Annotated in this window: 21 protein-coding genes; 1 reads left to right on the top strand and 20 read right to left on the bottom strand. The window is 60.8% G+C overall.

The window, feature by feature from the left end; all coding sequences use genetic code 11:
- Nucleotides 1-668 (bottom strand): LysR family transcriptional regulator (locus tag K8W16_RS04955; RefSeq protein ID WP_304121663.1); only part of this gene is annotated, 668 nt, incomplete at its 3' end.
- Between the two features lie 553 nt (nt 669-1221).
- On the opposite strand from K8W16_RS04955, the gene K8W16_RS04960 reads away from it, so the two are divergent.
- On the top strand, nt 1222-2436 hold the full coding sequence (locus tag K8W16_RS04960; protein ID WP_304121666.1) for an MFS transporter: 1215 nt from the start codon (nt 1222-1224) through the stop codon (nt 2434-2436).
- 115 nt (nt 2437-2551) lie between these two features.
- Here K8W16_RS04960 and K8W16_RS04965 read toward each other — a convergent pair whose 3' ends face one another.
- The 19 genes from K8W16_RS04965 to K8W16_RS05055 all read right to left on the bottom strand — a co-directional run bounded on the left by K8W16_RS04965 (nt 2552) and on the right by K8W16_RS05055 (nt 22670).
- Complete coding sequence (locus K8W16_RS04965) at nt 2552-3922, bottom strand: PFL family protein (RefSeq protein WP_304121667.1); 1371 nt, start codon at nt 3920-3922, stop codon at nt 2552-2554.
- A gap of 20 nt (nt 3923-3942) precedes the next feature.
- Nucleotides 3943-4614, bottom strand: coding sequence for a glycine cleavage system protein R (locus K8W16_RS04970; RefSeq protein WP_304121670.1), 672 nt, complete (start codon nt 4612-4614; stop codon nt 3943-3945).
- A gap of 102 nt (nt 4615-4716) precedes the next feature.
- Entirely contained in the window at nt 4717-5406 is a 690-nt protein-coding gene (locus K8W16_RS04975; RefSeq protein WP_304121673.1) for a thermonuclease family protein, read from the bottom strand.
- A gap of 9 nt (nt 5407-5415) precedes the next feature.
- Nucleotides 5416-7353, bottom strand: coding sequence for a 1-deoxy-D-xylulose-5-phosphate synthase (dxs, locus tag K8W16_RS04980; protein ID WP_304121676.1), 1938 nt, complete (start codon nt 7351-7353; stop codon nt 5416-5418).
- A 16-nt stretch (nt 7354-7369) separates the two neighbouring features.
- Entirely contained in the window at nt 7370-8251 is an 882-nt protein-coding gene (locus K8W16_RS04985) for a polyprenyl synthetase family protein (RefSeq protein ID WP_304121679.1), read from the bottom strand.
- Nucleotides 8252-8470: 219 nt separating this feature from the next.
- Nucleotides 8471-8701: an exodeoxyribonuclease VII small subunit gene (gene xseB, locus K8W16_RS04990; RefSeq protein WP_304121682.1), complete on the bottom strand. Its 231-nt coding sequence runs from the start codon at nt 8699-8701 to the stop codon at nt 8471-8473.
- On the bottom strand, nt 8698-9612 hold the full coding sequence (locus K8W16_RS04995; RefSeq protein ID WP_304121685.1) for a M23 family metallopeptidase: 915 nt from the start codon (nt 9610-9612) through the stop codon (nt 8698-8700). Before K8W16_RS04995 ends, xseB begins: the two co-directional genes overlap by 4 nt.
- Nucleotides 9613-9659: 47 nt before the next feature.
- Entirely contained in the window at nt 9660-11078 is a 1419-nt protein-coding gene (gene xseA / locus K8W16_RS05000) for an exodeoxyribonuclease VII large subunit (RefSeq protein WP_304121688.1), read from the bottom strand.
- A gap of 260 nt (nt 11079-11338) precedes the next feature.
- Nucleotides 11339-13078, bottom strand: coding sequence for a proline--tRNA ligase (locus tag K8W16_RS05005; RefSeq protein WP_304121690.1), 1740 nt, complete (start codon nt 13076-13078; stop codon nt 11339-11341).
- 10 nt (nt 13079-13088) lie between these two features.
- Nucleotides 13089-14177, bottom strand: coding sequence for a flavodoxin-dependent (E)-4-hydroxy-3-methylbut-2-enyl-diphosphate synthase (gene ispG, locus K8W16_RS05010; RefSeq protein WP_304121694.1), 1089 nt, complete (start codon nt 14175-14177; stop codon nt 13089-13091).
- Nucleotides 14174-15094, bottom strand: coding sequence for an EamA family transporter RarD (gene rarD, locus K8W16_RS05015; RefSeq protein WP_304121696.1), 921 nt, complete (start codon nt 15092-15094; stop codon nt 14174-14176). Before rarD ends, ispG begins: the two co-directional genes overlap by 4 nt.
- A 280-nt stretch (nt 15095-15374) precedes the next feature.
- Nucleotides 15375-15929 carry a hypothetical protein gene (locus K8W16_RS05020; RefSeq protein WP_077071858.1) on the bottom strand — a complete coding sequence of 185 codons (555 nt, stop codon included), beginning with the start codon at nt 15927-15929 and terminating at the stop codon, nt 15375-15377.
- A 58-nt stretch (nt 15930-15987) separates the two neighbouring features.
- The gene (locus K8W16_RS05025) at nt 15988-16476 is read right to left on the bottom strand and encodes a glycine zipper 2TM domain-containing protein (protein ID WP_304121699.1); all 489 of its coding nucleotides are present in this window, start codon (nt 16474-16476) and stop codon (nt 15988-15990) included.
- 226 nt (nt 16477-16702) lie between these two features.
- Complete coding sequence (locus tag K8W16_RS05030; protein WP_077071860.1) at nt 16703-16966, bottom strand: RNA-binding protein; 264 nt, start codon at nt 16964-16966, stop codon at nt 16703-16705.
- 297 nt (nt 16967-17263) lie between these two features.
- Entirely contained in the window at nt 17264-19309 is a 2046-nt protein-coding gene (gene mutL / locus K8W16_RS05035) for a DNA mismatch repair endonuclease MutL (protein WP_304121702.1), read from the bottom strand.
- 240 nt (nt 19310-19549) lie between these two features.
- Nucleotides 19550-20221, bottom strand: coding sequence for a 3'-5' exonuclease (locus tag K8W16_RS05040; protein WP_304121704.1), 672 nt, complete (start codon nt 20219-20221; stop codon nt 19550-19552).
- Nucleotides 20222-20564: 343 nt separating this feature from the next.
- Nucleotides 20565-21977, bottom strand: a complete 1413-nt coding sequence (gene mnmE / locus K8W16_RS05045) for a tRNA uridine-5-carboxymethylaminomethyl(34) synthesis GTPase MnmE (RefSeq protein WP_304121708.1) — start codon at nt 21975-21977, stop codon at nt 20565-20567.
- Complete coding sequence (locus K8W16_RS05050; RefSeq protein ID WP_304121711.1) at nt 21974-22543, bottom strand: hypothetical protein; 570 nt, start codon at nt 22541-22543, stop codon at nt 21974-21976. Before K8W16_RS05050 ends, mnmE begins: the two co-directional genes overlap by 4 nt.
- The gene (locus tag K8W16_RS05055) at nt 22536-22670 is read right to left on the bottom strand and encodes a CcmD family protein (RefSeq protein ID WP_304121714.1); all 135 of its coding nucleotides are present in this window, start codon (nt 22668-22670) and stop codon (nt 22536-22538) included. Before K8W16_RS05055 ends, K8W16_RS05050 begins: the two co-directional genes overlap by 8 nt.
- Nucleotides 22671-22698 lie beyond the last annotated feature (28 nt).

A 22698-nucleotide genomic window follows, 5' to 3' on the forward strand; every position in this document is an offset into this window, starting at 1 on the left:
TTCATGTATTCCTGAATGTTCACGGGGAGAAAATGATATTGTGAATGTTGCTCCCGCAGATTTACGGAAAAGGAAATATAGGGAAGTGTTTTCAGCGTATCGGCAGTGACGGAAGCGGGAATGTCGTCAAGGTGGTCTCTGCCTACGGCGAGCAGAAAGGGGGCGCGAAAAAGAGGGATGAAGTCGAGATCATCGAAACGGTTGGCCATGCCTATGAGACCGAAGTCGTTCTGTCCGTTCTTTATGCCGGAATGCAGAAGCGCCGGGTGGCTGCTGTTCAGCGAAACATGAACATTCGGCCAGTCCCGGTGAAACTCCAGAAATGTCCGGGCAAACTCTTCAGAGTGGAACATGGGCCTGCCTCCGGCAATGTGCAGGCTTCCGGGCTGTTTTTTCTCCTGCAAGGCTTCCTGCATGCCGGAAATGGTATCGAATATCCGCAAGGTCCATGTAAGAAGGTGCTTTCCTTCCTCGGTGAGCACCATGGAGTGCTTCATCCGCAGGAAAAGGACGAGCCCCAGTTCTTTTTCCAGAAGCTGTATCTGGTAGGTCACGGCGCTTTGCGTGCGGTTCATCCGGCTTGCGGCCTCGGAAACGCTGCCGCAGGTGGCGACATGGTAGAAGCCACGCAGCTGCTGCAGAAAATCTCCGGTGATTTCCGGTATCATGCTTCTGTTCCTTTTTTATATTTTATTAATTCAATGTATTATATTGATTTTTTCAAGGAGCGCAAGGTCGGGTTCGTTATGCAATCGAAGGAACTGATGTTGCTATAAAAATAATTGCTTTGCCCTTCATGAACATTCGGCGGTAATCATGCAGCATAGTCGAATGGTTCCGTCATTCCGTCACGGATGCCGCCGGAGCGGCATATTCCCCTTTGCGAAGCGTGTATTTCGAGCTTTTGCAGTCTCTCCAGAAGCATGATTTCTGCATCGGTCGGGGGGGGGGAAAATGGTCATGGCCTTGCGGGCAGCACGAATGTGCCGGGCCCTGCCAAGCCTTACGGACGCTGGATACAGGTTTTCAGGAAAATATCTCGATCACGCTCTGTCTCCCCCGGATGGCGGGCGGAGGAGCTTCCTCCTCCCCGGCTTGCAGCGTTGCAGGCAGAGTGAACTTACCATGAAGCATTGCTTTCTCTTCTTGCAGAAAAACAGACGCGGCAGAAAGCTCCGCGCTTCGCGGGACGGCTTTTTGCCCATACTACAGGATACGCCCATGAGAACTTTTTCTTCCCGATGGATACTCCCGTCATTGCTGGCATTGTACAGCCTGAATTTTATGGATCGTTCCGTGCTTGCCGTTGTCGGGGAAGCCATGAAGACGGACATGGGGTTTTCCGACGCACAGCTCGGGCTTCTCCACTCCGTCCTGCTCATTACCCTCATTTTTGTTGTTTTTCCGGGCGCGGTTTTCAATGACGTGTGGAAGAGAAAGAAATTCATCGCCCTGTGCGCCGTGCTGTGGAGCATGGCCATGGCGGGAACGGCCCTTGCCGGAAGCTTTCTCTGTCTTTGTCTTGCCCGTATTCTTGCCAGCGTCAACGAAGGCAGTACAGGTTCCGGCGGGACGGCCTGGCTTTCGCAGCATTATCCCGCAGAACGGCGCTCCAAGGTACTCGGCATCTTTCAAATGGGCGCGCCTCTGGGCATGGCCCTGGGAACGCTGCTCGGGGGCGCGGTGCTTTCACTCACGGGCAACTGGAGATGCAGCTTCTTTCTTTTCATCCTTCCGGCCCTTGTGCTTGCTTTTGTGGTGCTCCGCCTGCCGGACGCACAGGCCCCTGCCGGGAAGAACTACTTTGAGGGGATACCCGTCCTTCTGCGGCGTCGCACGCTGATCATGACTGCGTGTGCGGGCGGATTTTTCTGCGTCCTTAAATATACCTGGCAGTCCTGGCTGCCGGTGCTCCTTATGCGTACCTATGAGGTGGAACCTGCAATGGCGGCTCTTCTGAGCGCCTGCTTCCTGCTGGCAGGCGCCTGCGGCCCCTTCCTCGGGGGGATGTTCGCCGATTTCTGGAGCAGGCGTTCCCCGAATGGCAGGGTCAGGGCGGGGGCTGCATGCATGTTGCTGATTTTATGCGTAAATCTTGTGTTTTACTATGCTGTGGGCAGATTGCCCCTTCCGGCTCTCTGTGCTTTGGGCATGGTGGACAGTATCATCCTCATGATGCCTATTCCCATCTATTTCAGCATAGTGCAGGATGTGGTGGAAGACAGGTACCGCGGCGGCATCACGGGGCTGCTCGGCACCATGATGTTCCTTTTCGGCGGCGCATGGGGGCCGCTTCTCACCGGCTTCCTTTCCGATGCGCTGGGCGGCGGAGGGCAGGGCCTTCTTTACGCCATGGCCGCCCTCCAGGTTTTTGCCCTGCTCGGCTGCCTTTGCTATGTTTTTGAACTGAGGACGTATCTGCGGGAAAAAATCTGAGAAAGGATGTTTGATTTCCGACGGGAAAAGCGGTCGGCCGCACAGACGGCAATAAAAGGGAGAGCCCCGTACGGGGCTCTCCCTTTGTCTCGGAGCTGACGCCGCAACACGCGGCCTAGTTCTTCAGGCTGTGGATGGGCGCGGGGATACGGCCGCCCAGGTTGATGAAGGCCGAGGCGTCGCCCTTGTTCAGGGGGATGATCTTGGCCTGGCCGAGAAGGCCTCCGAAAATGGCGGTTTCGCCCACGTCCTTGCCGGGCACGGGGATGACGCGCACGGCCGTGGTCTTGGTGTTGATCATGCCTATGGCCATTTCATCGGCGATGAGGCCGGAAATGGTGGTGGCCGGAGTGTCGCCGGGAATGGCGATCATGTCGAGGCCCACGGAACAGACGCTGGTCATGGCTTCCAGCTTTTCCATGGTCAGCGCGCCGGAGTTGGCGGCGGCTTCGATGCTGGAGTCTTCGGAGACGGGGATGAAGGCCCCGGAGAGGCCGCCCACATGGGAGGAGGCGAACACGCCGCCCTTTTTCACCGCGTCGTTGAGCATGGCGAGGACGGCGGTGGAGCCGGGCGCACCGATGGAGGAAAGGCCCACGCTCTGGAAGATTTCGCCGACGGAATCGCCCACGGCGGGGGTGGGGGCGAGGGAAAGGTCGGCCACGCCGAAGGGCAGGTTCAGGCGGTCCGCCACTTCCTTGCCGATGAGTTCGCCCACGCGGGTCACCTTGTAGGCCGTGGACTTGATGACTTCGGCCACGTCGCTCAGGGTGAGGTGTTCGTGCGTGTCCTTGGCGCGGTCAATGGCCTTTTTCACCACGCCGGGGCCGGAAACGCCCACGTTGATGACTACGTCCGGTTCGCCTATGCCGAGGTAGGCCCCGGCCATGAAGGGCACGTCCTGCGGGATGTTGGCGAATACCACGAGTTTTGCGCAGCCTATGCCGTCGCGTTCCTTCGTGGCGTCGGCCACTTTGAGGATCTGGCGGCCCATGAGGGCCACGGCGTCCATGTTGATGCCCGCCTTGGAGGAGGCCACGTTGATGGAGGAGCATACGCGGTCGGTGGTGGCGAGGGCTTCGGGCAGGGCGTCGATGAGGGCGCGGTCGCCAGGAGTCATGCCCTTTTCCACCAGCGCGCCGAAACCGCCGAGAAAGTCCACGCCGGCTTCCTTGGCCGCTTCGTCGAGCATCTGGCAGGCGCGCACCATCTGTTCGGCATTGAAGCCCGCGCCCACCACGGCCATGGGGCTGATGCTGATGCGCTTGTTCACCACGGGGATGCCGTAGCGCGCTCCCACTTCGTTGCAGGTTTCCACCAGGCGGGCGGCGTATTTGGCGATCTTGGCGCGCACTTTGTAGGAAAATACATCAAAATCGTGGCTGACGCAGTCGAAAAGGCTGATGCCGAGGGTGACGGTACGAACATCGAGATGTTCGTTGCGGAGCATATTGATAGTGCTGAGCACTTCGCGTTCAGTAAGCATGGGCAGACCTGTGATGCGGGTTAGACGATGGGTACGCGGTGTATGGCTTCAAAAATGTCCTGATGCTGGATGCTGATGGACAGCCCTGCGTTGCGGGCCTTGGCCTGGAGCATCTGGCGGAACGCGTTGCGATTGATGGAGAGGGGAAGCGCCACTTCAAAGACAAGCACACATTCGTCGCTGTCTTCGCTTACGCTGATAGCCTTGAGGTTTTCAATGTTCACTTTCTGTTCTGCGAATATGCCGGAAATCATGGCGATGATTTCCGGTTGGTCGGAGCCGTTCACCGTGACTACGAAGGGTTCCGTTTCCTCCGAGCTTGAGAATGTATCCGTTTCAAAGGTGCGTGCGGAAACGGTGAGATCCATGTTGCGGGATTCAAGGTTGAGGCTCACCACGCGCTGTATGTCTTCTTCATTCACGCCTTCAGGGGCGGAGACGATGAAGATGGAGGCAAACTGGCCTTTCAGGATGGTCTGGCTCAGTTCTTCGATGTTGCATTTTTCCTTGGACAGGGCGCTGGAGATAGCGTAGACCACGCCCGGACAGTCGCGCCCGATGACAGAAATGACAATATGGTTCACGGTCGCCTCGAGAGAAAGAGGGTTGTGCCGCCCCGCGCCGGAAGCGGCGAACAAGGCGTAATCGTGGGAAATGCGGAAAGGATAGACGGGAAGTGCAAGAGGCGTCAAGCGCTCTTTGCCTTCTTTCTTCTTGTCCAAAAAGGTCAAAGGGAGGGACCTGCGGTCCCGGATACGGATTTGCCCTACCTTCTTTTTAAATGGCTGCGATTCTCAGCGTCTGGGGTGGGAACGCCGCCATTGCCAGGGAGGCGTGGGGGAAGGGTCTTTCCACAGGCCTATCTTCTGCTTCTGTGCCATGGCTTCTTCCAGTTTCCAGGTATTGCAGAAATCGCTGGTGCAGAAATAATCGTATACCCACGCCATGCCTGCCTGCACCTGGCGCTGATTGATGGAAAGCTCATCGATGCCGTCTTTGTCGCTGAGGTAGACAACCGCCACGGAGCGCTGATAATTGTCCAGATACATGGTCTTCAGGCGCAGATTCCTGCCCTTCATGAGGCTCTGAAGATGCTCGCGGGATTCTCTGCCGAAGCGCTGATTGCTTTCCGGCGCGTCTATGCCGTAGAGGCGCACGCGGACTTTGCGGTTGTTTTCGTCTTTGAGCTCGAAACTGTCGCCGTCGGATGCGCGGGAGAGGCGATAGGTTTTCCCGTCGGCCACGGAGGATGCCCGGGAGGTATCTTCAGCGCGTTGTTTCGTTTCCTTCCCCTGAGCGGAAGGAGAGGTCTTTACAGGGGCTTCCTTGCGTTGCGCGACGGGCGCCTGGCCGGCGGGGGCGGGCCGGTTCATGTTCCCCACATAGGCGGCCGCCATGAGGAGCGCACATAATATGGCAAGCTCCAGGCTGTAAAGTCCAGGTTTCCTGCTTTTGCGTGAGAAGATTTTTTTGCGTTTTTTCATCGTGCCGGCTCAAGAGAGGGGGAGAAGAAGTTCTTCCAGAGCCGCGAGTATACCCTGCACATTGAGGCCCACGTCGGCGCGCAGGCGGCGCAGCGGGCCGTGGGGGAGGAAACGGTCCGGCAGGCCCAGGCGGCGTATTTTGAGTTTGCCGAGTGCGTCGTGATCGGCCAGGAGCTCCAGCACGGCGGAGGAAAAACCGCCCAGAAGACTGTTTTCCTCCACAAGGAGCAGGGCGTCGTTTTCCCCGGCCAGAGCGAGAATCTGTTCTTCCGGCAGAGGCTTGACCCAGCATGCGTCGAACACGGAGGCCAGGTTGCCGGTCTTTTCCGCCGCAAGCAGGGCGGCCTCCGCACAGGGGACGGCCCTCTGTCCTGCGGCGATGATGCACACACGCGTATTGCCGCGCAGAAGAAGCTCCCCTCTGCCGGGCGGGGGATAGCCCGGACCGGTCTGCTCCAGCCTGTCTGCCAGGGCGTAGCGCGAGGGGTCGAGCTTTCTTCCCGAGCCTCGCGGGTAACGGAGGGCCACGGGGCTTTGCATGGATACGGCGAGAGCGAGGGCCCCGCTCAGGGAATTTTCATCGCGCGGGGCGGCAAGGGAAAGATTGGGCACGCTGCGCAGCCACGAAAGGTCGAAGGCCCCGTGATGGGTAGGGCCGTCTTCTCCCACGAGGCCGGCCCTGTCCAGGCAGAGAGTCACGGGCAGATTCTGCAGGCAGACGTCGTGTATGATCTGGTCGTAGGCGCGCTGCATGAAGGTGGAGTAAATGGCCACTACGGGGTGAAAGCCCCGAGAGGCGAGGCCTGCGGCAAAGGTGACGGCGTGCTCCTCGCATATCCCTACATCCGCAAAGCGCTCCGGGAATCGCTCATGAAATCCTTGAAGGCCCGTTCCGTCGGGCATGGCGGCGGTGATGGCGAAAAGATGGGGATCTTTTGCCGCGAGGCGGCAGAGGGCGTCGCCGAAAGCCTGGCTGAAGCCGGGGCCGGAGGGCTTCCAGCCGCTGGGCTGCGGGGGAGTCCCTATCTCATCGGGCACGGAGGCGGAAATACCGTGGAAGTGGGCGGGGTCGTGTTCCGCCGGGGAATAACCCTTGCCCTTGCGCGTGCGAATGTGCAGAAGTACGGGCATGTCCAGCTCCTTGGCCGCCTGAAGATGCTTTTCCAGCTGAAGGATATCGTGCCCGTTGATGGGGCCTATGTAGTTGAACTGGAAGGCCTCGAACAGTACTCCCGGAGTGAAGAAGGACTTGAAGCTGAGCTCGCCCTTTTTGATGATATCCACGATGCTTTCGCCCTTGGGCAGGCGGGAGAGCACGCGCGCCACATGCTGCTTGATGTGCATCACCGTGCTGTGGGAAAGGTTGCGGCTGAGAAAACGGGAAAGGGCGCCGGTATTTTCGGAAATGGACATTTTGTTGTCGTTCAGGATGACGATGAGCCTCTTGCCCATGCCGCCCGCCTGATTCAGGGCTTCCAGAGCCATGCCTCCCGAGAGCGCGCCGTCGCCTATGACGGCCACCACATGTTCCTTCCCTCCCCTGAGATCCCGCGCCGTGGCCATGCCGAGGGCTGCGGAAATGGAGGTGGAGGCGTGGCCCACGCCGAAATAGTCGTAAGGGCTTTCCTGCCGGTTGGGAAAACCGGAAATGCCGCCGTAGCGGCGCAGGGTGTCGAAGCGCTCCGCGCGGCCGGTGAGCAGCTTCCACGGGTAGCTCTGATGCCCCACATCCCACACAATGGGGTCGCGGGAGGCGTCGAAGCAGGAGAGCAGGGCTATGGTCAGTTCCACCACCCCGAGGGAAGGGGCCAGATGTCCGCCGTTTTGGGTGACTACGCGGATGATGGTGTCGCGCAGTTCCTGCGCCAGCGCCAGCTTGAGCGAAAGGGAGAGCCCGGGAATATCCTCGGGAAGGTGCAGGCTGGAGAGCAGGGGCGTATCGTTCATGGGAACTCTTGGCGGACTAATGGGTACGGTTGACAAGCTTTCTTGAAATGTCGCGGAGGAAGTCGGCATCGGGCCCGGAAAAGACGCCCGTTATGGCCGCTTCTGCGGCGGCGCAGTGCTGTTTCGCCCTTTCTCTCGCGTTTTCCAGTCCGAGGAGGGCGGGCCAGGTGGCCTTGGCGCTTTTTTCATCGTGCCGCACTTCCTTGCCTACCGTGGCTTCGTCTCCCACAACATCGAGTATATCATCGGTTATCTGAAACGCAATGCCCAGTTCGCTGCCGTAACGGCGCGCGGCCTCCCGCTTTTCCGGGTCGGCCCCGGCAAGCAGGGCGCCGCATTCGCAGGCATTGAACAAAAGCGCGCCGGTTTTTTTTTCGTTGAGCACTCGCAGTTCTTCCAAGGAAAGGTGTTTTCCCTCCCCGAGAAGATCCAGCATCTGCCCTCCCGCCATGCCCGCGGCCCCGGCGGCGTCCGCCGTGAGACGCATGGCTTCCAGAAGAAGGGATGCCGGGACGGAAGCCTGCGCCATGTGGCTGAAGGCGTTGGTGAGCAGAGCGTCGCCCGCGAGGATTGCGGTAGCTTCATCGAAAGCCTTGTGGCAGGTGGGGCAACCGCGGCGCAGATCGTCGTCGTCCATGGCGGGCAGGTCGTCGTGGATGAGCGAATAGGTATGGATCATCTCCAGGCCGGCGGCAAAAGGCAGGATTGCGCTTGTGAGCTCTTCGGCCCGGGGGCCTGCACATGCCCGTGCTACGGAAAGGCAGAGCACGGGGCGCAGACGTTTGCCCCCGGCCAGCAGGCTGTAGCGCATGGCCTCGGAGAGGCGATGCGGAATATCTTCGGCAAGGAAGGCGGAGGAAAGGTATTGTTCTACTCGGCTGCGAAGGTCTGCGGGCATATATCCCCCTGGGATGCCTCCCCCTGGGGGAGGATGGAGAAGCCGGAAGGCTCGTGCGGAGACAGCGCACGGCGTTGTCGGTGAATTGCGGTTCTTTTTTTATACGCATCCTTGGAAAAGATACGCAAGAAGGCTTCTGTGCGCAAGCCGGTGAAGCTTGAACGATACGTTTTTCCTGAGAGTGTCTTGCCTGTGAAGCGGAGTCAGAGGGGTATTGCGTTACGCTTCTTCCCCCGTGGGCTGCTCAAAAGGCTCCGTGCCTTCTTCGGTGCAGAGCCGTATGTCGTGACGGGCCTTTTCCAGCTGCCTGCGGCAGGCGGCAGCATGGGCCAGCCCCTCCTTGTACAGGGCTACGCTTTCTTCCAGAGGGCTTTCTCCTTCCTCCAGCGTCGTCACTATGGCCTGAAGCCGGGCAAGGCGTTCCTCAAAGGTGGGTTCTTTCTTTTTCATCGGGAGCTCCGGGTCTTGGCGGCTTTGGGCTGGTTATCGAAAATGCTGCGGGAAGGGCCGCCCACGAGCTGCGGCGGATCTTGAAGAAGAGGCATGGCATCCACGGCCACACCCTGCACCAGCAGGCCGAAGTGCAGATGCGGGCCCGTGACCCGGCCTGTGGAACCGGAGCGGCCTATGACCTGCCCTTTTCTTACCCTCTCTCCCGCCTTCACGTCAAAGGAGGAAAGGTGGGCGTAGGTGCTGACCACACCCTGACCATGGTCGATGTAGACGCTGTTGCCGCCGAAATACTGCTTTTCCGCGAGCAGAACCACGCCGTCCGCCGCGGCCTTCACGTTTGCGCCCTCGGGGCTTCGCATGTCCGTGCCCTTGTGCGGGGCGCGGGGCTGGCCGTTGAATACCCTCCGCCCGCCGAAGGGGCTGGTGACGCCTCCGGGCACGGGACGGTGCAGAGGCAGCGTCCATTGCCTTTCCGTGCGGGAGGCCAGGGCCTTTTTGCTGCGCGCTGCATCACGGGCTATCTGTTCCTGTACTTCGCGGGGGGGCGCGACGTATTTCGGGGCCACTTTCAGGATGCTTTGCGGCCACGCCACGGGAGCGGCCTGAATGAGAAAAGCCTTTTTTTCTCCGCCTGCTTCGAGAACGACGCGGTGTTTCCCCCCGGCGTCGAGGGGCATGGCGAGAAGGGCTTCGGCCTTCCACAGGGAAGGCTCCCCTTCCGAGACTTCAGCGCGGACAAGGAGCTTTTCTCCCCTCCAGAGAAAGGAAGCCTCAAAGGGGGCGTCGTGCGTGACGGATACGGGAAAGGCGTGCCCCTGGCTTACCTTCACGGGCACAGAAAAGGTGGCGGCCCGGGCAAGGGTGGGGATGAGGAGGACGGCCAGGAGAAGAAAAAGGAGGCGTTTCATATCGTTTCCTGTGTTGCCTGAAAAGGGGAAGGGCGGGAAAGGCCTTGTTACCTTGCGGCGTTGTCGGAATTGCCGCCTTCCGCGGCCGTACGTTCCACGCCGGTCACGGTGCCGAGGATGCGGCCGTCGGCCAGAAGAACGGTAATGCCGCGTCCGGGTGCGGTCTGGGCCGTGGAGCGCATGATGGAGCCTTTTTCATCGCAGGCCACGGCATAACCGCGCCGGAGAGGCTCGAAGGGGTCGAGGGCCTGCAGGCGGAGCTCCAGATGGGAAAGGGCCTGCTCCTCGGCAAGTGTCAGGGTACGGCGAAGGGGCGCAAGTTTTTCCTCTGCGCGTTCGGTTTCTCTTTCCGCCCGCTGAAGCCGTGCTTCTCCCGCGCCTGCAATTCGGAGGGCGAGGCCGTCTGCCAGAGCGGTTTTGCGCGTCAGGACTGCTTTGACCGCTGCCCCCATACGGCGTGTGACGTTTTGCAGACTTTCTTCTTGGCGGCGCAGGCGCTCCTGAGGGGAGAGGAGGCGGAGCGCGCGGGAAGCATGGTCAAGGCGCAGAGCAAGCATGCCGATCCTGCGGGAAAAGGCCTGTTGAAGAGCCGTTTCCAGTCCGTCCACATGCTGGGCGAAAACATGGCGTTCCTGCCAGAGGAGCTGGGCCGCATGGCTGGGCGTGGCGGCGGAAAAATCGGCCGTGAAGTCGGTGATGCTGTGGTCGATTTCATGCCCTATGCCCGCAAGCACGGGGATGGGGCAGCGATACACGGCCCTTGCCACGCGTTCATCATTGAAGGCCCATAAGTCCTGCACGGAGCCGCCGCCCCGGATGAGCGCCACAACCTCGGCCCAGGCTTCCTTTCCGGCTTTTTCCAGCGCCTCCACGATGCAGGGCGGGGCTTCTTCGCCCTGCACGGGCACGGGCAGGATGCGTATTTCCGCGCCGAGGCCGCGCGTGGAGCTTATGCGGATGAAATCGCGTATGGCGGCCCCTCCTGGTGCGGTAATAACGAGCACGCGGCGCGGTTCCTGTGGAATGGGGCGCTTTCTTTCCTGGTCGAACAGGCCTTCGGCGGCAAGCCTGCGCTTGAGGGCTTCAAATTCCTGATGCCACAGCCCGAGCCCTTCCGCCTGCCCGAGGTCGACGATCATCTGGTACTGGCCGCGCGCGCCGTACACTGTGAGACGCCCGGCGCAGACTATGGTCTGCCCGTTTTCCATGCTTCGGGCGAGGCAGGGGCGCGGGCCGTCCTCCCATACTTCGCCGGTGAGCGGGTCGAAGGCCTCATCCCGCTGCTGTCCCCGGAACCACACGCAGTTGAGCAGATAGTCGCCTTCCTTCAGGGAAAAGTAGACGTGCCCGGACGAAGGCCGCGAGAGGTTGGTCACCTCGCCCCTCACCCACACATACGGAAAGCGGCCTTCCACCGCCTGCCGTACCTGTTCCGTGACTTGTCGTACGCTGAGAATGGCGCTCATGCCGTTTGTCTCCGCTCCCTGAAGCCCGGGGAGTTTCGCCGTGAAAGCGGCGCAGGTTAACCGTCTTCGCCCGGGGGACGGGCCGAGGTTTAAAAAGGAAAAGCTCCGGCGGCCCCGCACGCGGCGCGCAACCTGCGTAAGGCGCGTTTTCACCGCAGGGCGCGGGGCGGAGCTTTTTGAAAAAGCGCCCGGCGACAGGGCGCTCCCTGCCGCCGAAAGGCGCGTTTCCCGGAACGGGAAGGCCCGTCCGGGAAGGAGAGTCATCGCTTCCAGCTGTCCAGCACGGACTGATACCAGGCCGGGAAGGCCTCTTCAAAGGAGTCCGCAGGCAGGGTGGACTTTTCGCCGGTGCGGCGGTTCTTCACTTCCACCACGCCCTGGGCCAGGCCCTTGCCGCCCACCGTCACCTGCACGGGCAGGCCGATGAGGTCGGCATCCTTGAACTTCACGCCGGGGCGCTCCTCACGGTCGTCGTACAGGGTTTCCATGCCCATGCCGGAGAGGAAGGCGTCGATGGCGTCGCACTTTCCGGCCACGTCGGCGTTCTTCGGGTCGAGGCAGACGATGTGGGCGTCGAAGGGCGCGAGCTGCGGCGGGAACATGATGCCGTGCTCATCGAAGTTCTGTTCGATGCAGGCGGCCACCACGCGGGAAACGCCGATGCCGTAGCAACCCATGATCATGAGTTTTTCCTTGCCGTTTTCATCGAGGAACACGGCGTGCATCGCTTCGCTGTACTTGGTGCCGAGCTTGAAGATGTGCCCGACTTCGATGCCGCGCTTGATTTCCAGCGGGCGACCGCAGGCGGGGCAGGGGTCTCCGGCCACGGCGTTACGAAGATCCGCCCATTCGATGGGCAGAGTCACGTCGCGTATAAGGCTCACATGCCGCACATGGGTGTCGGCCTTGTTGGCCCCGGCTATCCAGTCGTTGGCGGCCATGAGTTCCTTGTCGGCATAGATTTTTTCCACGCCCTTGAGGCCTGCGGGACCGGCAAAGCCCACGGGCGCGCCGGTCATTTCCTTCACCTGTTCGGGCGTGGCGAACTGTATGTCGTCGGCGTCGATGAGGTGGGCGAGCTTGATTTCGTTGAGCTCGCGGTCGCCGCGCAGAAGCACGGCCACGGGCTTTCCGTCGGCCATGAAAAGGAGCGTCTTGATGAGCTTGTCGGCGCCGATGCCGAGGAAGGCGCACAGCTCTTCAATGGTGTGCTGGGCGGGGGTGTCCACCTCTTCCATGGCGGGGCAGGGCGTTTCATCCTGCGTGAAGACGGTGTTGATGGGGGCGCGTTCCACGTTGGCTGCCCAGGTACATTCCGGCCAGTTGGTGCAGGCGGTGATGGAATCTTCACCGGTGTCGGCAAGTACCATGAACTCATGGGAGAAGTTGCCGCCTATAGCGCCGGAATCGGCTTCCACCGGTCGGAAATCCAGCCCCATGCTGCTGAAGATCTTGTGATAGGCGTCCTTCATGGAGGCGTAGCTCTTGTTGGCCCCTTCGTCGTTCACGTCGAAGGAATAGGCGTCCTTCATGAGGAATTCGCGGCCGCGCATGAGGCCGAAGCGCGGGCGCACTTCGTCGCGGAACTTGGTCTGTATCTGATACAGGTTCAGGGGCAGCTGGCGGTAGGATTTCACTTCGCCGCGCAGAAGGTCGGTCATGACTTCCTCATGGGTGGGGCCGAGGCAGTAGTCGCGTTCATGCCTGTCCTTGAAGCGCAGAAGTTCCTTGCCGTATTTCTTCCAGCGGCCGGATTCCTCCCACAGCTCTGCGGGCTGTACCATGGGCAGCAGCACTTCAATGGCGCCTGCGGCGTTCATTTCGCGGCGGACAATGTCTTTCGCCTTGTCCAGGGTGCGAAGGCCCAGCGGCAGCCAGGTGTAGATGCCGCTGGTGAGCTTGCGGATCATGCCCGCGCGCACCAGCAGCTTGTGGCTGACCACTTCGGCGTCGGCGGGGGCTTCCTTCAGGGTGGGGATGTAGTAACGGCTCCAGCGCATAGGGGATCCTTCAGTCGTTAGGGGTAAGAAGTTTGTCGAGTTCTTCAAGAAAAGCCGCAAGCAGCGCCTCCTGCCCGTTGACGGAACGCAGGACTTTGCCCTTGCGGAAAATGACGCCCTTGTCGCGTCCGCCGGCAAGGCCTATGTCCGCCTCGCGGGCTTCTCCCGGGCCGTTGACCACACAGCCCATAACGGCGATCTTGAGCGCGCTCTTCGCGGCATGGGGGTGGGACTGCACATACTCTTCAACCTTTTCGGCCATGCCGATGAGGTCGATTTCCGTGCGGCCGCAGGTGGGGCAGGAAACGATTTCCGGCCCCCGGCTGCGAAGCCCCACGGCGCGCAGGATTTCCCAGGCCACGGCTGCTTCCCGCACGGGGTCGGCCGTGAGGGAGACGCGTATGGTATCGCCTATGCCCTCAAAAAGCAAAAGGCCGAGCCCCACCGAGGATTTCACGGTACCCCGCATGGGCGTACCCGCTTCGGTGACGCCGAGGTGCAGCGGGTAATCCGCCCGGGAAGCCATGAGCCTGTAGGCGGCTATGGTGTCGGCCACGGAAGAGGATTTGAGCGATATCTTGATATCGTAAAAACCGCGTTTTTCCAGCATGTGTACATGGGAAAGGGCGCTTTCCACCAGGGCTTCCGGCGTGGGGCCGCCGTAGCGCTCCAGAAGTTCCTTTTCTACAGAACCGCTGTTCACGCCAACGCGGATGACGGCTCCGCAGGCTTTTGCCGCGGCGGCCAGATTATCCACCGGTTTTTCGCCCCCGATATTTCCGGGGTTGATGCGAAGGCCCCTGAGGCCCGCGTCGAGGGCGGCCAGGGCCAGGCGGTAATCGAAATGTATGTCGGCCACAAGGGGCACGGGAGAGGACGCTGCTATGGTCTTGAGCGCAGCAGCGGCTTTTTCGTCGGGTACGGCGAGGCGCACGATTTCACAGCCCGCCGCATGCAGGCGGTCTATCTGCGCAAGCGTGGCCTTTGCGTCCCTCGTATCGGTATTGGTCATGCTCTGCACCACGACGGGAGCGCCGCCGCCGATGGCGACGCCGCCTATGTTGAGCTGCCGGGTATGGTTCCTGTGAGGAGCGTTCATGGCTTTTCCTTGAGGTCGCGCAGGTGGTGTAGCGCGTCCCAGGTATAGATGGCAAGGGCCAGCCAGATGACGGGGAAGGAGATCATGTCGGAAGGCTTCATGCTTTCCCCGAGCACGGTAATGGCCAGTATGAAGGATATGGAGGGACTGACGTACTGCAATATGCCTATGGTGGCCAGGGTGACGTGGCGGGCGGCATAGCCGAACAGCAGAAGGGGCAGGCCCGTGAATGCGATGGTGCAGATTAAAAGCACGGGCCGCAGGGGGCCGTAGCCTATGATGCCGAATCCTTCTTCCGTAAGGCCCAGCCAGAGTGCGGCCGCAGGCAGAAGCATGAGCGCCTGCACGAAGAGGCTGGGGGCCGCGTCCATGCGCAGGGTTTTCTGTACATAGCCGTACAGGGCGAAGGAAAGGGCCAGAATGAAGCCTATCCACGGGATACGGCCGTAGGCGGCGACGCTTGCGGCGACGCCCGCGAAGGCCAGGGCTATGGCCATGCCCTGGGGCCTGGAAAGTTTTTCCCCGAGGAACAGGCGCCCCATGAGCACATTGAGAAGGGGGGTGATGAAATATCCCAGGGAGGATTCCACGATTTGTCCGCTGGTCACGGCAAAAAGATAGATGCTCCAGTTCAGTCCGAGCAGCGAAGCCGCAATGAACAGGGCAAGCAGGGTGCGCCTGCTCTGAAATGCACTTTTTACATGGCTCATGTGGCCGCTTGCGAGAAGCACGATGCCGAGGAAGGCCACCGTCCATATCATACGGTGGGCCATGATGGAGACGGGGTTCAGCGCTCCGAGCAGAGGCCAGAACAGCACGGCGAGGCCCCACAGAAGGTGCGCGCCGAGGCCCGCGCCGGTTCCTGCGCAGGAGGCGGAACATTCGTGGGAGTGAAGGGGCAGGGAAAAGTGCATCATGGGAAAAGATGTATGCCCGACAAGGGCCCGTGGGCGCGGGAATTCTGTACGGAGCAGTCCGCCCTTCCGTTGCGGGGGAAGAGCGGACTGCTCGTGGAAAGGGAGGGCTTTTCCGCAAAGGTAACCTTCAGTTTTTCCGCAGAAACGGAAAACCGGAGTGAAACGGGACAGCGTGCAGAAAAGCTGAGTTCCGAGGCCGCGAGACCCGTTTTTCGGAAAAAAGTCTTCCTGTTGCGGCGCCTTGCCTGCGCAAAGCCCGCGCTGGGCATGGGCAACCGCTCTAGCGGTTGAAGGAACGGGCGTACAGTTCCACTATGGCACGGCGTCCGTTGGCTTCCAGGAAGCGGGTGCCCGTGGCGGTGAAGCGGGAATGCTTGATGACGGGATCATCCTTCTTCACCCATTCGTCGTTGATCCAGCGGAACCAGGCGTCGCGCTTCTGGTCGAACACGAGCAGGGGCTTGTTGCACAGCTTGGCGAATTCCGCACCCCAGCCGGTACCGCCCCTGACCGTCTTGTCGTCCTGAATTTCACCGACGACGAGCACTTCGCTGCCGCTGCTCACCTGCCAGCATATGGACTGGAGGACTTTGCGGAACAGAGGTGCGCGGGTGTATTCACGGCCCATGAGGCGGGAAACATACGTCATACTGACGTCTTTGAGCGCCAGTTCGTCCTGAGTGAGCACGCGAACACCGCGTGTGCGCTCTATCTGATGGCCTTCAAAGCTGTAGTTGACTTCTTCGATGCCCCAGGCTTCCGCCTGAGCCCCAAAGAACTGCTCCGCGCCGGCCGCGCCGCCGCTGAAAAGAACGCACTGTTTCGGATCAAGCATCTGGTCCTCCCAGAATAGATAGTGTTGCTGAAAAGGGTAAATATGGCCCGAGAAGGGCTCAATACGCAGGTTCGACCCGGCGGGCGCCCGAGGCACTGATGATGACGCGTACGCGTTGGCCGGGAGTGATGTAAGGGTCCCTGCCCTGAACGATGACTTCCTCGTTTTCTCCCTTGTCGTACCGGACGGTGATCTGAAGGCCGGTCTGCCGGGAGCTGAGATCGCCCGCTCCCGCACCGGCCGCGCCGCCTAAAAGCGCGCCGCCCACGGTGGCCAGGGTCTGCCCGCTTCCGCTGCCTATGGTGCTGCCTATCACGCCGCCCGCCACGGCTCCGATGAGGGCGCCTACGGTCTGCCTGGAGCTTGACTGGCTGTTGATGTTCACTTCTTGTACGGTGACGGCGGTTCCATAATAGACACTGAAGGCCTGGCGGGCATCACCGGCATGGTAATCGTAACCGCCGAGATGTGGGCTGCAGCCGGGCAGTATGGGAAGTGCCGCCATGGCCATGGCCAGAATGAGAGCCGCCGGTGTACGAAAATGCATAAAAGCCTCCTGTCAGGCAGGGGTAGGGGCAGGAATGGCTCCATCATAACCAGCTTGTGTGGAATGTCCAGTTAAGATGAGGCGGTGTCGGAGAGAGGAGGGTTGCCGTGCGGGCCTTTCCCGGAGGGGCGGAGCGCCTTGTGGGGGAGAAGTGGTTCCCCACGGCCCATTAAACGAAGAACCCCGGCGAGCCGGGGCATGAAAGGCTTCGGGTCAGTCCGGGCGACTAGTAGCGGGGGCGGGGAGCGCGAGGCTTCGCTTCATTGACACGCAGGGTACGGCCGCCGAAGCTGGTGTTGTCCAGGGCTTCAATGGCAGCGGCTGCGGCGGGATCTTCCATTTCAACAAAACCAAAACCGCGGGCGCGACCGGTTTCACGGTCGTTCACCAGCTTTACGGAGAGCACGGCGCCGTAAGGGGCGAAAAGATTCTGAACCTGCTCTTCGGTGGCGGACCAGGGAAGATTCCCGACATAAATAGACTTGGCCATGAGAAAAACCTCACACAAAAGAAATCTAAAACCCACACCCTGCTCCGGCAAACCGATTGCCCAGAGTGTCTCTCCTGTCTATCAGGTATGCCCTAACGGCAGAAGCAAGTCAATGCGTATTTGGTCTTTTTTTCTCATTTATCAGGCCCAGAAAGAGAAATTTTTTTGATACCAAGGAAAAAAAACAGAACTTTTTTAGAAAAAAAGAAAAATAAGATAAGCAAAATCAAGAAAATATCAGGTAAAGCTCGTAGCGGTACCATATTGTGCCGCTACGGAGCCTGCCGGGGGACAACCTCAGGACTGTCTGCGTTTGAAAAGTTTTTCCAGATCGGCCTTTTCCAGGGTGACGGCGCAGGGTCTGCCGTGAGGACAGAAATCCGGCTCTTCCGTACGCAGCCACTGCCGCACGAGGTGCAGGGCGTCTTCCGGCGTGAGGTGCTGCCCTGCGCGTATGGCCGTCGCGCAGGCATGATGTATCCATACGTCGGTGAGATCATCTACACGGCCGGAAAGGACTTCGCGCAGGAAGGCGGCAGCTTCGGAGCGGTCCATTTCCGGGGGAATGGCCCGCACTGAGAGACGGCCTCCCCGGCAGGAGGCTTCAAAGCCGAGACGGGGCAGATTCTGCTCCAGCTCCAGAAAGCGTTCTTTTTCAGAAGGGTGCAGCTCCATCTCCAGGGGTACCAGCAGAGACTGTGCCGCCCCGCGTGAGCCTCCGGCCCGGAATTTTTCATAGAAAATGCGCTCATGCATGGCGTGTTGATCGAGCAGAAGGAGCGTATCGTCGTTTTGCGAAAGCACGAGGTAGGTTTTTGCCACCTGTCCGAGGTAACGGAAACCCTGAAGAGGAGAGAGGGGAGGGCGGGGAATTTCCCTCATGGCCTGGGCCGGAGCGTCGTTTTCAGATATAGCGGTAGCTTCGGCGTCTTTTTTCTGTACCTTTTCCGCGGAATCCTGTTTTTTCGCGGGCGCCTGCCGTTCCTCTGCCGGCAAGGCGTTTTCCGTCTTCGTTTCGGAGAGTTCGGGGAAAGGTGCAGGGGCGGCATGCCTGTTTTCATGGGGAAAGGCGGGGTTGGGCATGCCGGTACGGAAATCCCGTTCCGGCATGTACGGTTCCCTCAGGGCGTTTCCCATGGGGGAGAGCTCTTCCGGCAGGGAGGGAGCTTTTTTCTGCCGGGGCATGATGCGTACGGCGTCGGCCTCGCCCCAGAAGCCCAGAGGTCGGGCAGTCCTTGCCGCCTCTTCTCGTACAGGGGGGGGAGAAGGGACGGCGGGAGCTTTTCCGGAGGCTTCAGAGCGCTCTGCAAAGCGTTCCGAGGCCAGGGGAACGCCGGCAAGGGCGCTGCCTGCGGCGCGCAGTACGGCGGAAAACACGGCCTGTTCATCGCGGAAGCGCACCTCGTTCTTAGCCGGGTGTACATTCACATCCACCTCATGGGCGGGAAGCTCCAGAAAGAGCACGGTCTGCGGATAGTCGCGACTGGTAAGACGGCCCTGATAGGCCTGCCGTACGGCGCGCATGAGCAGCCGGTCGTTCACGGCGCGGCCGTTGACGTAGAAGAGCATGCGGTCGGCCCGGGGCTGTGAGGAGCGAGGATCGGAGGTAAGGCCGTAAAGGCGCATGCCCGACACAGTGATATCAAAGGGGCGCAGTGCGTCCACAACGGCGGGAGGCCACAGCACGGCCATGCGATGGGCAAGACTCTGCCCTGCCTCAAAGCGCACGATTTCCCTCGATCCCGCCTTCAGGGTAAAGCCTGCTTCCGGGCGGGCAAGAGCGATGCGGGTAAAGAGCTCTTGAGCCTTCTTCTGTTCCGTGGCAGGGCTTTTCAGGAATTTGAGGCGGGCGGGAATGTTGGAAAAAAGTTCGGCCACCTCCACCAGAGTCCCCTGGTTCAGCGCCGCCGGGGCGACGGGCTTCATGGTTCCGTAAAGCACTTCGATGCAGGAGGTTTCACCTGTACTCCCGTCTTCTTGCTGAGGGGCGGAAATCATGCGGAAGCGCGACACGGAAGCGATGCTGGGCAGAGCTTCTCCCCGGAAGCCGTAGGAGTCGATGTTCATGAGGTCGCCGATTTCGGCGATTTTGCTCGTGGCGTGGCGCGTGACGGCAAGTTCGAGCTGATCCGCCGCGATGCCCCGGCCGTTGTCGATGACGCGGATCATGGTCTGCCCACCGTTTTCCAGCTCCACGGTAATACTGGTTGCGCCCGCGTCAAGGCTGTTTTCCATAAGTTCCTTGACGACGCTGGCCGGGCGCTCCACCACTTCACCTGCGGCAATCTGGTTGGAAAGTTCCGGCGGAAGCAGGCGTATGGTCTTATTCTGGGAAGAGTTCATGCTTGTCCTCGAGACGTATGTGGCGGCGCGGCGAAATTTTTTCCGATATTTTCGGGTGAATCGGGAGAAAGTCAAGCACAGGGGCAGGCGCGCGCATCCCGCGTTCAGCCGGGGGGCTGCCTTTCTCCAGCCTGGCAGACGCGCGTCATGAAAAAGTTTTTCGGCAAATCCGCTGACCGGAGCGGGGAAAGAGACGGATACCGGAGAAGGGAAGTGACGAAAGAGGAACTATAGAGGGCTTCAGGCCGAAGGGCCGCGTTTTGCCTTGGGGGACTGAACACCCATGCGCAGCATGTGGAAATAAAGTTCCCGCCCTACCCATGCGTCGGTGGCGGCATATTTTACCTGCTGCGGCGTAAGTTCGTGATTTTCCCAGTTGGAGCACTGGGCGCTCTTGCTGATGCGGAAGCCCAGGAGATTGGCGGCAAGGGTGCGCAGCCCCTGGGCCTGTATGCCCCGAGCCCGGGCCATGACGGCCAGATCCACAACGCCGTCGGCTGTGAAGGGATGGATGCGGGCAAGGGCCTTCATATCGTCGTGAATGGCTACGCCGACTTTCAGCACGCGGGGCGAAGAGAGCAGCTCGGCAATGGCGTCGCTGAAGGGCATGTGCGTGAGCTGGATGAGGTAGGCCGTATCCGCTGTGGCGAGCTGTATGAGCGCGGGGCGGCATGTCTTGCCCTTGGTGAATGTCGGGCGGGTTTCCGTATCAAAGCCGAGCACAGGCTCCCGGCGGAGCTTTTCCAGTGCAGTCGCGAGGGCTTCTTCTTCCTGTATGAGAACGATGGGGCCTTCCCATGCCTGAATGGGCAGAAGGTTGATTTCTTCCTTGCTCAGGCACGGATGAAGGACAACAGGTGAAAGGGCCTGTCTTTTGGAAATAAGAGAAGAAGATGCGGGGTCGGCGGACATGAATTTAACCTTGTTGTCAACAATTATCATGGAAAGAGCGGGGGAGCAAGATATCTCTGGTGGAGTGCCTGCCGGGACGGCACGCTATTTTTTATATTAAATCTTCTCCATACGGCGCATAACAGTGTGGAGCAGGGATTTTTCTTTCCGCTGCGCCTGATCCATGCTCTGATGCCTTCCTGGAGCATGCCGCGAGGCCATATCTCTTTTCCGGTCGGAGCACTCCTGCGGCAATGGTCGGAGCGGACGGCGGCCTGTTCCCCTGCCGGGGATGGACAGCTGTTCCTTCTTCTGCGCTGCGGAACAAAAAGGCCCGGCAAAGTGCCGGGCCGGGGAAAAGCCTTCATTTGCCGATGCAGAAGGAAGAGAAGATGGCGTTCAAAGTCTCTTCCGTGCTGTTCAGGCCCGTGATGTCTGCAAGATGGGCGGAGGCAGCTTCCAGGTGAATACTGCAAAGGTCGGGAGGGATGGAAAGAGCAATGGCTTTTTCCAGCTCTTCCAGCGCGCTGAGCGCCTTCTGAAGCTGATGCGCCTGGCGCAGGTTCGGGGCAATATCTCCTTCTGCCGGTTCTTCTCCGGCAAGGCAGAGAGCTCGGACGGCCGCGCACAGGCTGTCGATGCCCGTGCCTTCGCGGGCGGAGACGGGCATGAGGGCCGCGCCGTGGAAGCTCTCAAGACCCGGGGGCGGTGGCGTCACGTCGGCCTTGTTCCACACCGCAATGCAGCGCTTTGCCCCGAGCTCATGCAGAAGTCCTTTTTCCTCGATATAGGGGGAGAGGGGGGAGCCTGAGGAAGCGGAGCGCGTGCCGTCCAGCACGAGGAGCACGCAGCGCGCATTTGCGGCAAGTTCCTTTCCCCTGCGCATGCCTTCAAGCTCGATGCTGTCTTCACTGTGTTCGCGCAGGCCCGCGGTATCCACAAGGCGCACAGGCAGGCCCGCAAGGGTAGTCATTTCTTCCAGGTAATCGCGGGTGGTGCCCGGCTTTTCCGTGACGATAGCCCTCGGGCGGCCGAGAAGGGCGTTCATCAGGCTGGATTTGCCTGCGTTCACCTGGCCGGCAAGCACCACAAGAGCCCCTTCCCTCCAGCAGCGGGCGCGCTCGTAGCCTGCAAGAAGGCCGCGTATGCCCTGGGCCACTTCCCGCGTGATGGCGGAAAATTCCTGAGGGGGCAGACATTCGCCTTCCTCGTCGGGAAAGTCTATGGCAAGGCATACCCTCTGCCTCAGGTATTCCAGCCTTCCGCGCAGCTCCTCCACCTTGCGGCCGAGCAGCCCGTCCAGTTTGGCGGAAGCGAGATATACCCCTTCGTGCGAGGGGGCGGCGATGAGTTCCGCCACGGCCTCGGCCTGGGAAAGATCCATGCGGCCGTTCAGAAAGGCGCGGCGGGTGAATTCTCCCCGCTCCGCCATGCGCGCCCCGCGCGAGAGCACGGAGTCAAGCAGGGCGGAAAGCACGGCGACGCCGCCGTGCCCCTGTATTTCGGCGCAGTCTTCGCCGGTAAAGGAGTGGGGAGCCCTGAAGAACACGGCAAGGGCCTCGTCGGCCTCGCGGTTTTTGGCATCCAGCATGCGGCCGTGATGCAGCATGCGCGGGGTGAAGTCCCGGAATTTCGGGCTGGAGGACCGGAACATGGAAAAGAGGATATCGTGCGCTTTCGGCCCCGATATGCGTATGACGCCCACCCCTCCCGTGCCGGGGGCTGTGGCCACAGCCGCTATGGTGTCGAGGTCGGCCCGGAAATCGTTCCCGCTCATTTTTCCAGCTCCGCCCGGATCATGGAGGAAAGGGCCGGGTCTTCACAGATCTTCGCCGCAACTTCGTAGTTTTCGCGGGCCTTCGCCTCGTCGTTCAGATGATAGCGGTAGATGACGGCAAGGCTGTAGCGTGTGGCGGCGTCGTCCTTCAGATGAATGGAGCGCTCCAGACTTGTTGCGGCTTCGGTCCAGTGCCCCTGTCGGGCGAGGATCACGCCCATGATGTAGGCAGGACGGTGATCGGAGGGCGCGGCCACGCCGGCGCGCTGGGCCATATTCTGTGCGGCGTCGTTGTCGCCCCGTTCAGCAAACAGGCTTGCAAGATGCAGGAGAGTGTCCACGTCGTTGGGATTGCTCTGCAGCTTCTGCATGAGCGCCATGAGGGCCGCGTTTTCCGGCGTATCGGCCTGGACGGGGGCCTGTCCTGCCGGGGCCTGCGCGGCGGCGCGCGTATTCTGCCGGACCAGGGGATGATCGCCCATGCGCCAGGCAAGGGACAGGGCGAACATGACGCCTGCTCCCAGGGCGAGGGCGCCGAGCACGATGCGGCGGGAAGTATCAGTCATGATCGGCCTCCCACTGTGCCATGCGACGTTCCAGTCTTTTCTGTTCCGAGGCCAGGAAGGCCATGTACGCACCAAGTCCTATCCAGAGGGCGGCATTGGCCGCCATAAGCCAGTCAAAAGCAGTCATAGATCGTCTCCCGCCGTGAGGCGCGGTA

Origin of the sequence: Mailhella massiliensis (genome assembly GCF_020741395.1) — a bacterium.
GTDB classification, from domain to species: domain Bacteria; phylum Desulfobacterota; class Desulfovibrionia; order Desulfovibrionales; family Desulfovibrionaceae; genus Mailhella; species Mailhella massiliensis_A.

Bases quoted from the DNA above. Each gene is read 5' to 3' on its own strand.
- xseB (WP_304121682.1), bottom strand. From the start codon at position 8,701: ATGAAAAAGAAAGAACCCACCTTTGAGGAACGCCTTGCCCGGCTTCAG.
- K8W16_RS04985 (WP_304121679.1), bottom strand. From the start codon at position 8,251: ATGCCCGCAGACCTTCGCAGCCGAGTAGAACAATACCTTTCCTCCGCC.
- xseA (WP_304121688.1), bottom strand. From the start codon at position 11,078: ATGAGCGCCATTCTCAGCGTACGACAAGTCACGGAACAGGTACGGCAG.
- K8W16_RS04965 (WP_304121667.1), bottom strand. From the start codon at position 3,922: ATGCTTACTGAACGCGAAGTGCTCAGCACTATCAATATGCTCCGCAAC.
- K8W16_RS04975 (WP_304121673.1), bottom strand. From the start codon at position 5,406: ATGAAAAAACGCAAAAAAATCTTCTCACGCAAAAGCAGGAAACCTGGA.
- K8W16_RS05030 (WP_077071860.1), bottom strand. From the start codon at position 16,966: ATGGCCAAGTCTATTTATGTCGGGAATCTTCCCTGGTCCGCCACCGAA.
- K8W16_RS04995 (WP_304121685.1), bottom strand. From the start codon at position 9,612: ATGAAACGCCTCCTTTTTCTTCTCCTGGCCGTCCTCCTCATCCCCACC.
- K8W16_RS05025 (WP_304121699.1), bottom strand. From the start codon at position 16,476: ATGCATTTTCGTACACCGGCGGCTCTCATTCTGGCCATGGCCATGGCG.
- dxs (WP_304121676.1), bottom strand. From the start codon at position 7,353: ATGAACGATACGCCCCTGCTCTCCAGCCTGCACCTTCCCGAGGATATT.
- K8W16_RS04960 (WP_304121666.1), top strand. From the start codon at position 1,222: ATGAGAACTTTTTCTTCCCGATGGATACTCCCGTCATTGCTGGCATTG.
- mutL (WP_304121702.1), bottom strand. From the start codon at position 19,309: ATGAACTCTTCCCAGAATAAGACCATACGCCTGCTTCCGCCGGAACTT.
- K8W16_RS05005 (WP_304121690.1), bottom strand. From the start codon at position 13,078: ATGCGCTGGAGCCGTTACTACATCCCCACCCTGAAGGAAGCCCCCGCC.
- K8W16_RS05055 (WP_304121714.1), bottom strand. From the start codon at position 22,670: ATGACTGCTTTTGACTGGCTTATGGCGGCCAATGCCGCCCTCTGGATA.
- K8W16_RS05040 (WP_304121704.1), bottom strand. From the start codon at position 20,221: ATGTCCGCCGACCCCGCATCTTCTTCTCTTATTTCCAAAAGACAGGCC.
- rarD (WP_304121696.1), bottom strand. From the start codon at position 15,094: ATGATGCACTTTTCCCTGCCCCTTCACTCCCACGAATGTTCCGCCTCC.
- mnmE (WP_304121708.1), bottom strand. From the start codon at position 21,977: ATGAGCGGGAACGATTTCCGGGCCGACCTCGACACCATAGCGGCTGTG.
- ispG (WP_304121694.1), bottom strand. From the start codon at position 14,177: ATGAACGCTCCTCACAGGAACCATACCCGGCAGCTCAACATAGGCGGC.
- K8W16_RS05020 (WP_077071858.1), bottom strand. From the start codon at position 15,929: ATGCTTGATCCGAAACAGTGCGTTCTTTTCAGCGGCGGCGCGGCCGGC.
- K8W16_RS05050 (WP_304121711.1), bottom strand. From the start codon at position 22,543: ATGACTGATACTTCCCGCCGCATCGTGCTCGGCGCCCTCGCCCTGGGA.